At 73.0% G+C, this 647-nt stretch carries 1 protein-coding gene; it reads left to right on the plus strand.

Annotated elements, in window-relative coordinates; translation table 11 throughout:
• On the plus strand, positions 1-647 hold a 647-nt coding region (locus V2J85_RS40330), incomplete at both ends, for an acyl-CoA dehydrogenase family protein (protein ID WP_330824357.1).

The raw sequence follows: 647 nt of genomic DNA on the forward strand, positions 1-647 counted from the left end.
GTCCAGTACGGGCTGGCCTGCCTGGAGCTGGAGGCCGCCGACTCCGGCATCCGCTCGCTCGTCTCCGTACAGGGTTCGCTCGCCATGTACGCGATCCACCGCTTCGGCTCCGAGGAGCAGAAGCAGCGGTGGCTGCCCGGCATGGCGTCCGGCGAGATCATCGGCTGCTTCGGGCTGACCGAGCCCGACCACGGCTCGGACCCGGCCGGGATGCGGACGTACGCCAAGCGCGACGGCGAGGACTGGGTGCTCACCGGGCGCAAGATGTGGATCACCAACGGCTCGGTCGCCGGGGTGGCGATCGTCTGGGCGCAGACCGACGAGGGCGACGAGGGCCGGGGCATCCGGGGCTTCGTCGTCCCCACCGGCACCCCGGGCTTCTCGGCGCCGGAGATCCACCACAAGTGGTCGCTGCGCGCCTCGGTCACCAGTGAGCTGGTCATGGACGGCGTCCGGCTCCCCGCCGACGCGGTGCTCCCGGACGCGAAGGGGCTGCGCGGCCCGCTCAGCTGTCTGAGCCACGCGCGGTACGGGATCGTCTGGGGCGCCATGGGCGCGGCGCGGGCCAGCTTCGAGTCGGCGCTCGACTACGCGCGGACCCGGGAGCAGTTCGGCCGGCCGATCGGCGGCTTCCAGCTCACGCAGGC

The sequence above is a fragment of the Streptomyces bugieae genome, from assembly GCF_036352915.1.
Lineage (GTDB): Bacteria > Actinomycetota > Actinomycetes > Streptomycetales > Streptomycetaceae > Streptomyces > Streptomyces endophytica.